Below are 12,938 nucleotides of genomic sequence, written 5' to 3' on the forward strand. Positions count from 1 at the left end.
CTTGCTGACTCAAGTCAAAGTTTATTACCTCCAGTAAGAGGAGAATCAACACTTCATACAAAAAAACACTGACATTTTTATATATCCACCATTTTACAAATTAGAGGTCGTTTATTATTAAAATAAAAATTGAGAAGTTAAAAAAAATGCCTTTATAATATTAAAAAGCACAGGTCAAGTTATTTTAGAAGTTAGGAGAGGGCAAAATGGATTCCTATGAAGTATCGACATTAAAAAAAGGCCTTTTGATATTAGATGTATTACGTCAAAAGCATTCTCTTACATTAACTGAAATTATGGAAGAATTATCAATGAATAAGACATCCGTTTTTCGCATGCTTTATACGCTAGAAAAAATGAATTATGTTCTTAAATATAATAAGTATTATCAATTAAATCCGCATATTTTCAGAGATGAGCACTTATATTGGCATAAAGATATCCAATGGGCGTCTCTCGTAGCGCCCTACCAATTAGCCCGCCAAGAAGAAATAACTACTTATATTGGTATTTTAGAAAAATGTGAGATGGTAATAAAAAATGTAATTAGAGAGCCTTTTGAACAGCCTGCTTTTCATGCCATCGATACTCGGACACCTATGCATTCAAGCGCGCTAGGAAAAGTAGTGTTAGCTCATCTGTCACCTACAAAACAACGTGAACTATTAAATAGTATTGAACTCAATACCTTTACAGCAAAAACCTTTTATGATTATGGTCTATTGATTCCTCATTTACAGGTTATTAAAGCTCAAGGATATGCTGTTGATAATGAAGAAACGAATGAAGGTAAATGTTGTATTGCCGTTCCCATTTATGTGAATGGGGAAGTAATCGGTGCCATTGCTTTGCATGGTTCGACGAATCAAATTAAGAAGACTGCCATTCGGTCATATGCAAAAAAGTTAGGTGAGGCTAGTCAGCAATTGACGGAAGAAATTCATTATCTTTTAGCATAATATTAAGATCTTTGATGGGCCCTTTTTTGCAATTAAAATGCACTTGTTTCTATATATGAAACGATAACAATGTATGTTGGTAAAACATCTTTTTTACTCTATTCTGATTACAGAACAACAAGGAGGTAGAAATATGAAATTTCATACATTAAAAAAAACAACTATCAAGATTTCCGAAATTGGTCTTGGGACGAATGCTGTAGGTGGACATAATTTATTTGAAAACTTAAATGAACAAGATGGGAAGGAGCTAGTCTCAGCTGCACTTGACTTAGGGATAACTTTTATTGATACAGCAGACATTTATGGAAAAGGGCGTTCAGAAGAACTTGTTGGCGAAGTATTAAAAAATTACCCAAGGGAAAATTTCGCTTTAGCAACAAAGGGAGGTAGACATTGGTTTGAGGACGGTTCAGTAAAAACAGATAATCAACCGCAATATCTACGTGGTGCATTCGAAAGTAGCTTGAAACGGCTACAAATGGATTATGTAGATCTTTACTATCTACACTTCCCGGATAACGAAACTCCTCTTGCCGAGTCAATTGGTGAATTGTCACGTTTAAAGGAAGAAGGAAAGATCCGAGCAATAGGCATTTCAAACGTAACATTAGAACAGCTTATAGAGGCAAATGTGCATAATGATATTTCTGTCCTACAATCTCCTTACAATATGTTAAATCGTTCAGGAGAACAGGATTTATTGCCATACTGTATAAAAAATGAAATTTCATTTATTCCATACGGTCCACTTGCATATGGTCTACTTGGTGGAAAGTATACAAAAGACTTTAAGCTAGGTACTGGCGACTGGCGAATTTCGGATCCCTTATTCCAAGGTGAATTATTTGAACAAACATTAGTAAAAGTAGAAGCGTTAAAGGGAATTGCAGAGCAAAAGCACACGACATTGCCAAATCTAGCGCTTGCTTGGTTATTAGCTCAAGATGGCGTTGATGCCGTTATACCAGGTGGGAAACATAAAAAACAAGTGGCTAACAATGTGAAAGCAACTGATATCCTATTAACAAACGAAGATTTAGTGAATATAGAGAGAATTTTAATATAAGATTGAAACTAAAAAAAATGCGAAAATGCTGTTAAATCAACATTTTCGCATTTTATTTTTAATCAGGACGTTCTAACGCAAATATATCTCCAATTTTTGCGTAATTTGAGCCGGCAAGTCTGCTAACTGCTTTTAGTTTTCTTGGATCAATCCGTCCTTCATTATAAATGGTTTCATCTATATGATATTGTACGACTTCACCAATGAATAAATCGCCTGTCTGCTCCTCACCATTCATCAATGGAATTGTTTGCACTAAACGACATTCCATACGCACTTTGGCCTCTTGAATTCCTGGAACTGCAATTTGTTGACTCTCTATTAGTGTAAATTGCGCTCTATCAATTTCGCTTTCTGTAACAGGTAAGGAAGCCGCTGTTTCATTCACCTGCTCCACATTATCCTCATCGACAATATGCACAACAAATTGCTGCTGATAATGAATATGTCTTGCTGTATCTTTTAAATGTCCATTTGGTCTTTGAATCGCTAAAGAAATCATTGGCGGATTTGATGACACAATATTAAAATAACTAAATGGTGCACCATTGATAACATCTTGCTCTGATTTTGTTGTCACAAAAGCAATCGGTCTTGGAATGATACTACCAATCAAAAGTTTATAATTTTCACGCTCTGTATTCTTCTTAGGATCTATCGAAATCAAGCGACTCACCCCTCTTAATCAAGCTCACGCACTTTAATCGGGATTAATGTTCTTTCTAATTGCTCTCGATGCTGCTCATACTGAGGTGGCAACATTAATTGGTTACCCATTGTCTCTGGTGTTTCATCATGAGCGAATCCAGGAGGATCCGTCGCAATTTCAAATAAAACTTCGCCAGGTTCACGGAAATAAATCGCATTAAAATAATTTCGATCTTTTACTTCCGTTACATGTTGTCCATGATTCATCACATACTCTTGCCATTCTAAATGATCCGTATTATCTTGAGCTCTCCACGCAATATGGTGAACTGTTCCTACACCCATTTGACCACGTTGACCTGCAACTGTTTTTAAATCCACTGTATTGCCGATCTCTGCACTAGATTTATAACGAGTATAGTCACCTTCTGTCGCTACTTTTTCAAGACCCATTACCACTGTTAAAACTTTTGCAGTTTCTTCAGGGTGGCTTGAGTATAGCGTAGCTCCACCAAACCCTTTAATGGCAACTTCAGGAGTTACTTCACCAAATGTCCATTCATTTAATTCACCTTCAGCACGTGCAACGAGTTCAATATGCAAACCATGCGGATCATCGAATTGAATGACTTGCTCACCAAAACGTTCAGCTTTTTGGAAAGGAACAGAAAATTTCGCTAAGCGATTAACCCAAAATGGTAGTGCCCCTTCTGGTACAACATACGTTGTGACACCGACCTGACCATCACCAATACGTCCTTGATAAGCATTAGCCCAAGGGAAGAATGTGATGATTGTTCCTGGTTTCCCACCTTTGTCACCAAAATATAAATGATATGTGCCTGGATCATCGAAGTTTACTGTTTGCTTTACTAAGCGTAAACCTAACACTCCTGCATAAAAATCAATATTTTCTTGCGGATGTCCTACGATCGCTGTGATATGGTGAATACCTGCTGTATGTTTTTTCATGTTAACAAGCCCCTTCATGACTAATTTCCCTTACCTATACTGTGCCCAATTACAACCTACCTCAAACTATATAAGCTTAGCGAATTGTATATAGCGCTTTAGACCAAGGGATTAATTGATCTAACATTTGGTTCACTGAATCTGTTTGAACTTCTTTTGGTTTAAAGTCAGTTCCATTTTCAAAATCTGTGAATAATGATAGTGCTGGGTGAACACGTACATCAGCGATTAAAAGCTCACCCATAATGCCACGTAAATGTTCTGCCGCGCGAGCACCGCCAACAGAACCATACGATACGATTCCAGCCGCTTTGTTATTCCACTCTACTCGTAAATAATCTAGTGCATTTTTTAATGCCCCTGTAATAGAGTGATTGTATTCTTGCACAATGAATACAAAACCATCTTGTTTAGCAATAATTTCTGACCAGCCTTGTGCTCCTGAAGCATCTTGTCCTGGTTCGCCTAATAAAGGTAATTTATAATCAGCAATATCAATTACTGTATAATTTGCGTCACCGCGTTGATCTGCAATTTCCTTTACCCATTGTGCTACTTGAGGGCTTACTCGACCCTCACGAGTTGATCCAATAATAATACCGATATTTAATTCTGCCATTGTTTGTTCCTCCTCTTTTTTTGAACTAAATAATTTATTCAAAAAACCCATAATTGTACCTCCTTGCGAGAACTAAAGGTTTGAATTCATTTATCTTGAATTTATTTATCTTGAATTCGAGATAATAATAACACGATAATTTATTAAACGTCAACACCTTTGTTTTTAAAATTTTAAAAGGCAGAGAAATTTAGCTCTCTGCCTTACTTAAAATCCTATCCACTTGTGATTTTAAATAGCTATATTGGTCATCATTCGTATCTTGAAAAGCCTCTGCTCTATTTGAATCAATGTCTTGATAGTCGATTATGTATGAAAACTGTTCCTTCGTAAAATCCATTCTTTCACCATTAATTACATTATAAAAATGCCAGCCTTCATTAAGCCAAGTTTTAAAAATTTCGCCTCCAAGAAAATCATTCACTACTAATGTGGTGACTCCACATTGTCCTCTTGCTGGATTATCTTTACTCCATTTTGAGCTTGATTGATGTGACCATGATTTTTTTAAAGCTATTAATAATTCTTTTTTTGTATACATTCCTCAACAACCTTTTCCAACTATTTTTAGTGAGGAATTCATTATTTATCCACACAAAAAATCGTATTAATACTTGAATAAAAAGCATGTTTTGATAAATCTCCATCAAAACATGCTAACACTTACCTATTATCCACCATGTCTATAGCCTTCTTCTGAGCCCATTGCATCTGATTTTGTTACATGTACAGTACCAAACGGATGATTTGGAGGAGCATAAATTGTGAAAAGCTTTAACGGCTTATTTCCTATATTTATGACATTATGCCATGTTCCCGCTGGAACCATTATGGCAGAGTCTTCACTCACATTTCTTTGAAAGTTTAAATAATCCTTAGTTGGACCCATTTGAGATATGCCTTGCCCTTCTTCAATACAGATAAATTGATCCACATGAGGATGCACCTCTAAGCCAATATCATCCCCAACATTGATGCTCATAACGGTTACTTGTAAATGCTTCCCTGTCCACAATGCTGTGCGATAGTTTTTATTTTGCTTTGAAGCCTCTTCTATATCAACAACAAAGGGTTTCTGTCCAAAATCCTTCCGGACATTTCTCCAATCATCGGAACAATCGCTTCGCCCCCCTTGTTCCATCTGATTGGGATAGGCCCAATAAGCGGGTTGGTAATTATAATGATACATTTGGTAATTTCCATAATAAGGATGATACATTGCCTCAATCCCCTTTCACATTATAAAATTATCCTATGCAAGTAGGGAAAGGAATGTACATTCATGAAAGTACTTAACAGTCGAGCTTATAAAAATTATAAAGGGGTGGAATTACATGTATAATCGTTTTAATGGAAAAATTAGAGCAAACTACAGCTATAAAATGGTTTCCAGGACGAGGGGTTGAAGAGAATTGGATTAATGAAGCAGAGGAGGAACTTGGATTTACCTTACCGCCCTCCTATTGCTGGTGGCTGAGAAACTATGGTAATGCATTTCTTGATGATAGCTATATTCAAACGTTAACTTCATCAGAGTTTCGAGATATTTCTGATGAGGATTGGTGTAAACAGCATCCTCATAGGCTAGCGTTATTTGTCCCTGACTCGGGTGAGCTGTACTATTTTGATACCTCATCAAAAGATTCAGATGGTGAATTTAAGATTATGTGCTATGACCTAATGAATGGAATTATATATGAATATGCCCCTACTTTTGCAGATTTTCTTGAAAAATTAATCGGTGAACGTATCTGAGATGACAACATTAAAAGTTGCCTGGATTCGTTTAGCTATCGAGGCAACTTCAAGTTATTATGGGGACAATTCCTTTTGTACATGTAATCGAAATTTCTCATCTGTTAAAAACTTCAATTGAAAGCTATTCATGTTTTTAGATAGCTTTGTCTGTTCTATCCTATTAAGATTATTGGCAAAAAAGGCGATTTCCGTTTGATTACCCTCCTTATCCTTTGTATACGCTGCTAATGTCAATACAAAAGCAGTAGAACCTCCCTTTTGACCTCCATGTAAAAGCCATTTTTGATTTTTTGGGTTTTGCATTAATTGTTCCATTACAGGATCTAGATATTTATGCACATCTTCATTAAAGTAATTTTTATGATTTAGCTTCTCTAAAATTGTTATATAATCTGCTGTTGTTGCCCTTATCAAACGATCAGACCAGATCTTTTGAAAATCCATATCTAGGGTTTGAAGAGATTTTTTCTTTTCCTCATTACTTAGGGGCTTTTTTAACCAAGCTTCATGAATAGACAATGCCCTTTCCCTATATTCTGTCATATCCATAGCCTTCATAGCTGTTAAGGTTTCCTTTTTTGTTAGACCCTTTTCTTTCATTAATTGAGTAGGTATGTACAATGAACTTACTATTGGATACAAAGGTTCATGATCCACTAAATTTAATTGCTCTAATACCTTATTAATATTTTCTAGGCCTAATAGCTCCATTAAAAATTCTGTATTTGCATTCGAACTATAGGCTATCATACCATTGGCTACTTCACTCAAGGATACAAAATTATTCTCTATTTTGTTATCTTGCTTTAATTGGTTTAGCCATACTTCATGTGCCCCACCATCTGTTTTGGGGATATAAAAAGTTTGTAGATCCTCTAAACTTACTAGTTGTTGAGAATTTATACGCCCCTCCGCTGCCTGTTGTGCATATTCTATCGCTACAATAATTTTAACTGTACTCGCTAACGGAAGAGGCTTCTTTGTATTAATATCTACCCATTTTTGTTGATTGTAATGAATCGCTAAGGATACTTGTTCATTATCTTTATTTTCCTTTATGAATTGTAGGACATAGTCGGGGTTATCCTTATTGAGGTCTTTCTGAAATATCCAAAATACTATGCCTATCGCTATTCCAATACAAGCAAATAGACCTCCAATAATCCAAAAAACTGTTTTCAAAATTACTACCTCCATGATTAACAGCAAAATGAAACTCTACTACCTTGTGGTGATTAATCATATTATACCCGAAATTATCATAATTATGGTAATTTTACTATATTCTAAACTGACATAAAGGAAGGCTAGCTCATTTTTAACCAGCCTTTACTAATTAATACTGCCTTAATGAATCAAGGAGGCTCTTAAATTATTGATTCCGTTTTCAACATAAGCCTTTAAGCACGTTAATGTATACACCCAGCCTTCCTTTTGCTGCATCATTTTAGCTACAACATCTGGATCTTCTTCATTTAATCCTGATTCCCTGACTTCAATAATTGTCCCTGACCCAAGCTCTGTAAGTGTAATGGTTACCACTGTCCCCTCGCCATGCTCCTCACCCCATGAAAATACTATTTTCTGATTGTTTTCCATTTCAAGTACAGTTATAACGCCTTTTGCATTGTATTCTTCATATCTTAATAAGATTCTTTTACCCTTTTCCCATCTTTCCGAGCTGCTGGAGAACCAAAAGTTTCCGATTTTATCTGGAGATACAATAGCTTCAAATACCTCGTTGGCAGGCATATTAATGATTAATTTAGTCAATACAAGCGTATTTAGCATTCTTCATCATCCTTTTTTTCATTAGTATGCTCCATTGTTATAGATTTCTTTAAAAATTAGGTTTACGATTAATAAATATTATTGATAAACGTTCTAAAAACGATATAAACTTGATATAGAAAAAATCAAACGTTTTGGTGGTGTGTGTAATGAAAAAATACTTTATGGATATATTCATTATTGCCGTTGGGTCACTGCTTTTTGCACTGGCCGTCAACCTATTTGTCATTCCAAATGATTTAGGTGAGGGTGGCGTTACAGGTTTAACGATTATTGCGTACTATCTGTTTGGATGGTCACCAAGTATTGTAAGCTTTGTGCTAAATGCGGCTTTATTAGTGGTTGGCTATAAATTTTTAAGTAGGCAAACAACGATTTATACGATTATTGCCGTTTCTCTCCATTCGCTTTTCTTACATTTGACAGAATCATGGTCCATTGCTTCAAATGAAATTATTGTGAATACTATTTTTGGCGGGGTATTTGCTGGAGTCGGTATCGGTTTAATAATTAGAGTTGGTGGAACAACAGCAGGTTCTACAATCTTAGCAAGAATAACAAATAAGTATCTTGGCTGGAGTATTAGCTATGGTCTTTTATTCTTTGATTTAATTGTCGCTTTTTCATCGTATTTTATTATTGGGGCAGAGGCATTAATGCTGACTATTATTATGCTCTATGTTGGAACAAAGGTGATGGAATTTGTTATTGAGGGTGTCAATCCTAAAAAAGCAGTTACCATTATTTCGAAAAAGCCAGAAGACATTGCGAGTCATGTAAACGGCTTTATGAATCGTGGCGTTACAGTGCTATCAGGACATGGCTATTATACAAAGGAACAAAAAGAAATACTTTATATTGTAATTAGTAAGCAAGAGGTCGTAAAACTCAAGAAAATTGTTAAAGAAATCGATAAGGATGCCTTTATTGCCATTCACGATGTCAGAGATGTTTTTGGACATGGATTTATAGAGTTATCTAAATCTTAAATAGAACGTTTAAACACCTTTTGTTGAAGTGCAAAAGGTGTTTTTTATACCAAGCAACCTACCACTGATTTATCGTCTTACCTGTAAGGATGTTTCTATTATTTTATCTAATAGGTTTGCATAGCTAATCCCCGCCCCAAGTGCGCTTTTTGGGAGTAGGCTGTTTTTTGTCATACCTGGTAATGTATTGACCTCCATAACATACGGAATGCCATCTTTGATTAACATATCAATTCTAGCATAAACACAGCATTTTAAAGCGTTATAGCTGGCTATTGCAGCTTCCGCAACACGTTCATGTATGGCAGTCGGAAGTTCTATTACCTCCTCAATTGTAGAAGCATCATTATATTTCGCCTCATAGTCAAAAAACTGTGTGGTATGTCGAATCGACAATATTGGTAATAGCTCACCACCCATTATCGAGCAGGTTATTTCCTCCCCCTCAATAAACTTTTCGATAATAATTTCAGCATCCCATTTGAATACTTCTGAAACCGCAGATACTAAGGCATCTTTATCATTTACTATTTTAACCCCTACACTGGAGCCACCCGAATTTGGTTTTATTACTAACGGATATCCCATTTTATCCACTTCATCTAGCCGCAGCTCTTCCATAGTCGAAAGATGGAGCCAATCTGGCGTTTCAATTCCTTCATAACGAAGAATTTTTTTCGATATATTTTTATCCATACAAATACCACTTGCTAGCATACCACTGCCAGTATACGGCACATCTAAGGTCTCAAGTACACCTTGTATCGTGCCATCTTCTCCAAATTTGCCATGAAGCGCTAACAGAGCAATATCAATGTTTCTTACCTTCTCTATAAGCTCTGTTTTGTCGTGTAGTTCAATTGCGACAACCTCATATTTATTTTTATCTAAATGGGCAATCATTTCATTCCCTGTCATGATAGAGACCTGCTTTTCAGAGGAAATTCCACCCATAATAACGCCAACTCGCATTTATTCAACTCCCCATTTCATTTTTCAAGGTATCTCCAATAATCTTAATTCCATGGACAATATCCTCTTCTTTTAACCGAGAAAAACCTAATCGAAAAGTATTACTACCTTCGCCATTGCTATAAAAAACATCCCCAGGATAAAAAACAACTCCTCTTTGATAGCACTTTTCCAATAGTGTACGAGCATTTATTCCTTGCTCTAACTCAATAAAAAGATGAAGGCCGCCATCTCCAGTCATTCTTTTAAAGGGAATGTATTTTTTGCAAGCTTGACGGGCTAGTTCATATTTTTTCTTATAGACTGACTTAGCCTTTTTTAAATATTTTTCGAAATAGCCATCCTGTAAATATTGATAAAGTACAGCTTGATCTAATGTTGATGTATGAATAGTCCGTGCCCTTTTCACACTTTCCAAACAATGAATAAGCTCCCTATCTGCTAAAATCCAGCCAACTCGTAAGCCTGGAAAAAGGATTTTTGAAAAGCTACTGATATAAATAACATTGTTACCTGCACCAATAAAGGTTATTAGCGGTGCTAAATGAGAGCCTGAATAACGTAATTCCTCATTAAAGCCATCTTCTACAATCGGAATTTGGTATTTAGAAAAAAGGCTAATGATTTCAGCCCTTTTTTCAGAGGAGGTCACAATTCCTGTTGGATTATGATAGGACGGAATCAAATAAGCAAAATCGAAATCCTTTGCTGCCAAGCTTTTTTCAACCTGATGTATATCGATACCATCATCCCTCATGTCAATTCCGTGGATATCAAAGCCATGCAAACGAAAAAGCTTTAAAGCGGCGTGATGAGTAGGATTTTCGCAAATCACACGCCCAGATTTTTTAGCAAAGGAAGATAGCAAAATGTCCAAACCCTCGGTAAAGCCATTTGTAATTAAAATATCCTTATTGGAAATATCGACTCCCTTCCTTTCCATATAGTGAAGAAGGTATTCGATTAGCGGTTTATAGCCCTTGGCGTAGCCGTAATTCAATACGATATCTCCTTCAAGGGACATCCGAGTTAAAAAGGCTCTTTTGAAATTTTCCATATCAAAAAGCTTTTCTTCTGGGGCAACACTGTTGAAGGAAATCATGCCTTTTTCCCAGTGACTATCCTCCTGCTTCATCAAATCTAATTCATCAGCTAATAAAGTAACCTTATTAAGCCTCTCCCTCCAATGAAGCTCCACAGATGTGGTTTTCACTGTTACGACCTTTCCTACGAAATTCCCTTTTCCTTTCACTGCATAGATAATGCCATCTTGCTCTAAATCTGCATATGCATTTAGTACTGTATTTCTACTGACCGATAATAATTTACTAAGTTCACGGGTAGATGGAAGCTTCTGATGCTCCAGCAGATGTCCCTTGATAATCATTTCTTTTAAATAATCCTTTAATTGAATATAAACAGGACGATCACCCACAAGCTTAAAATCATTAAACACTTCCTGACCCCCTTGCTTTATTTTTGCATAACTGTCTTTCACTCAAAAGGTCCACAGCATATGGAATTTTCTTTAGCAGTGGTTGCTACTTTTCCTAGTTTTAATCTAAAAAACCTTCTGTCGCTGACATTGACAAAAGTAAGGAAGCCATTCGTAGTATTTTTCGAATGGCTTTTTCATAGCATTAGAATTATGAATAAGATTTCTAAAAATGTCAGTATATTTTCCCATTAACATCACAATTAAATTCAATGGTGAATGCTTTTTCGAAATGTAAACCATTATAGTCAAAATTTCCTTCAATACGAATACTAAAAGTTCTACCACCATCTATTAAAGAAACTCTATAGGATGTTTGCTCCCATGTGCCCCTAGGATAAGCCAGCTTTGTTGAGATATTGTCAGCTTTTATAAACAATTGTCGATCATAAATCTCATTATATTGTGTCTCAAAATGTCCTGTAACTTCTATGGTTTTCAAAATATCCGGGAAGTAAATATACGTTGTTTTAGTTGTACTGCCATCTGCATTGGTAATTACAGGTTCTGGTGTTATTAACATATTATCAATTTTCTCACGTTCTGTAGCCAAGTGCTCCTCTAACCATGAATGAACGTCATTTTCAAATTGTTGTGGTGTAATCCAATATTCATCTTTATATTCCTCTATTGGTACAACCCCAAAGGATAAACCTGTTTTTTTCTGCATCGCTCTATCTATAATTTCTAAATATTGCTCATAATATTGTCTTTTTTCTTCATCCGTAAGCGAAAGCGGTTCTTTTGGAGTTTCTTCCACAGACTGGGCTGGTGGTTCAATAATTTGCTGTTGCCCTTCATCCGTAATAGACATTGAGGTATCATTTAAGGGCGGGCTAACTTTTTCTACCGATTGAATTATAGGTAATAGGCTAATTCCTATTAGAATAGCAGCAACTATTGAAACAATTAAGGGCTTAACATGATATTTAGGCTGATGGGACTTCTGTATTTTTGTACGAATATTTGCCTTTTCCTTCTCTGATAATTTTATAGAAGCAGGAAGAGATCGCTCCAGTTCATGTTTAATATTCATATTCAATTTCTCCCTCCTCTATCGTTATTTTTGCTAATTTTCTCCCCCGTGCTAGCCGTGTTTTTATTGTGTTAGGAGAGCATTTTAAAACATCGGCCATTTCAGTAATTGAAAGTTCAACATAATAATGTAGCCATAATACTTCTCGGTATTTAATTGGTAAAGAGCTCACTAGTTCGCCTATTGATTGATTTTGCTCCTTCTGCAAATAGTCCACTTCAAGGGATTCACGCTTTAACCATGTCCTTACTTTTTCCGTCACTTCCAATTTTCTATAGTGCCAGCTTTTTAAATAATTTTGACACTCGTTCACAGCTATTCGATATAAATACGTTTTTATGGAGGAACGCCCTTCAAAGGTCTCTAAGCTTTTATAAAATTTAATAAAGACATCCTGTACAATATCTTCTGTTTTCTGTAATTCTTTTACATATGTATAAACCAACCGCTTTAAATAATCACCATGTTGCTCCATCGCCTCATACAGCAATTGCTCTTTGTCATCACTAGTCAAAGCATAACCTCCCCTCTTATAAAGTTAGACAAACCTGGAAATGAACCGGTTTCATTTTATCAAAAGGAAAATACTCACTTTTTCTATGGTATAGTATGTTTATGGTTAATTTTTCT

The 12,938-nt window shown here is 35.7% G+C and carries 15 protein-coding genes; 4 read left to right on the forward strand and 11 right to left on the reverse strand.

Annotated features, from left to right (window positions below; all coding sequences use genetic code 11):
• The first annotated feature begins 206 nt into the window (after nt 1-206).
• Both QNH24_RS24675 and QNH24_RS24680 read left to right on the forward strand, forming a co-directional pair.
• Entirely contained in the window at nt 207-959 is a 753-nt protein-coding gene (locus QNH24_RS24675) for an IclR family transcriptional regulator (RefSeq protein ID WP_283869990.1), read from the forward strand.
• Between the two features lie 133 nt (nt 960-1,092).
• Nucleotides 1,093-2,028, forward strand: a complete 936-nt coding sequence (locus QNH24_RS24680) for an aldo/keto reductase (protein WP_283869991.1) — start codon at nt 1,093-1,095, stop codon at nt 2,026-2,028.
• Nucleotides 2,029-2,086: 58 nt separating this feature from the next.
• Here the strand turns inward: QNH24_RS24680 and QNH24_RS24685 are convergent, their stop codons facing one another.
• The 5 genes from QNH24_RS24685 to QNH24_RS24705 all read right to left on the reverse strand — a co-directional run bounded on the left by QNH24_RS24685 (nt 2,087) and on the right by QNH24_RS24705 (nt 5,486).
• Nucleotides 2,087-2,695, reverse strand: coding sequence for a flavin reductase family protein (locus QNH24_RS24685; protein WP_283869992.1), 609 nt, complete (start codon nt 2,693-2,695; stop codon nt 2,087-2,089).
• 14 nt (nt 2,696-2,709) lie between these two features.
• Nucleotides 2,710-3,648, reverse strand: coding sequence for a ring-cleaving dioxygenase (locus QNH24_RS24690; protein ID WP_283869993.1), 939 nt, complete (start codon nt 3,646-3,648; stop codon nt 2,710-2,712).
• Nucleotides 3,649-3,724: 76 nt separating this feature from the next.
• Nucleotides 3,725-4,318, reverse strand: coding sequence for an NADPH-dependent FMN reductase (locus QNH24_RS24695; RefSeq protein WP_274794869.1), 594 nt, complete (start codon nt 4,316-4,318; stop codon nt 3,725-3,727).
• Nucleotides 4,319-4,457: 139 nt separating this feature from the next.
• Nucleotides 4,458-4,808: a YunG family protein gene (locus tag QNH24_RS24700; RefSeq protein WP_283869994.1), complete on the reverse strand. Its 351-nt coding sequence runs from the start codon at nt 4,806-4,808 to the stop codon at nt 4,458-4,460.
• Nucleotides 4,809-4,937: 129 nt separating this feature from the next.
• Entirely contained in the window at nt 4,938-5,486 is a 549-nt protein-coding gene (locus QNH24_RS24705) for a cupin domain-containing protein (RefSeq protein WP_283869995.1), read from the reverse strand.
• Between the two features lie 131 nt (nt 5,487-5,617).
• On the opposite strand from QNH24_RS24705, the gene QNH24_RS24710 reads away from it, so the two are divergent.
• The gene (locus QNH24_RS24710) at nt 5,618-6,022 is read left to right on the forward strand and encodes an SMI1/KNR4 family protein (RefSeq protein ID WP_283869996.1); all 405 of its coding nucleotides are present in this window, start codon (nt 5,618-5,620) and stop codon (nt 6,020-6,022) included.
• A 57-nt stretch (nt 6,023-6,079) separates the two neighbouring features.
• Here the strand turns inward: QNH24_RS24710 and QNH24_RS24715 are convergent, their stop codons facing one another.
• Nucleotides 6,080-7,207, reverse strand: a complete 1,128-nt coding sequence (locus QNH24_RS24715; protein ID WP_283869997.1) for a serine hydrolase — start codon at nt 7,205-7,207, stop codon at nt 6,080-6,082.
• Between the two features lie 165 nt (nt 7,208-7,372).
• Entirely contained in the window at nt 7,373-7,816 is a 444-nt protein-coding gene (locus QNH24_RS24720; protein WP_283869998.1) for an SRPBCC family protein, read from the reverse strand.
• A gap of 149 nt (nt 7,817-7,965) precedes the next feature.
• On the opposite strand from QNH24_RS24720, the gene QNH24_RS24725 reads away from it, so the two are divergent.
• The gene (locus QNH24_RS24725) at nt 7,966-8,805 is read left to right on the forward strand and encodes a YitT family protein (protein ID WP_283869999.1); all 840 of its coding nucleotides are present in this window, start codon (nt 7,966-7,968) and stop codon (nt 8,803-8,805) included.
• A gap of 69 nt (nt 8,806-8,874) precedes the next feature.
• Here the strand turns inward: QNH24_RS24725 and QNH24_RS24730 are convergent, their stop codons facing one another.
• The 4 genes from QNH24_RS24730 to QNH24_RS24745 all read right to left on the reverse strand — a co-directional run bounded on the left by QNH24_RS24730 (nt 8,875) and on the right by QNH24_RS24745 (nt 12,822).
• Nucleotides 8,875-9,777 (reverse strand): D-alanine--D-alanine ligase, encoded by a 903-nt coding sequence (locus tag QNH24_RS24730; RefSeq protein WP_283870000.1) that lies wholly within the window; start codon nt 9,775-9,777, stop codon nt 8,875-8,877.
• Nucleotides 9,778-9,781: 4 nt separating this feature from the next.
• Complete coding sequence (gene pdxR, locus QNH24_RS24735; RefSeq protein WP_283870001.1) at nt 9,782-11,233, reverse strand: MocR-like pyridoxine biosynthesis transcription factor PdxR; 1,452 nt, start codon at nt 11,231-11,233, stop codon at nt 9,782-9,784.
• 214 nt (nt 11,234-11,447) lie between these two features.
• On the reverse strand, nt 11,448-12,308 hold the full coding sequence (locus tag QNH24_RS24740; protein ID WP_283870002.1) for a hypothetical protein: 861 nt from the start codon (nt 12,306-12,308) through the stop codon (nt 11,448-11,450).
• The gene (locus QNH24_RS24745; protein WP_054771276.1) at nt 12,298-12,822 is read right to left on the reverse strand and encodes a sigma-70 family RNA polymerase sigma factor; all 525 of its coding nucleotides are present in this window, start codon (nt 12,820-12,822) and stop codon (nt 12,298-12,300) included. Before QNH24_RS24745 ends, QNH24_RS24740 begins: the two co-directional genes overlap by 11 nt.
• Nucleotides 12,823-12,938 lie beyond the last annotated feature (116 nt).

Source organism: Lysinibacillus pakistanensis (assembly GCF_030123245.1).
GTDB classification, from domain to species: domain Bacteria; phylum Bacillota; class Bacilli; order Bacillales_A; family Planococcaceae; genus Lysinibacillus; species Lysinibacillus pakistanensis.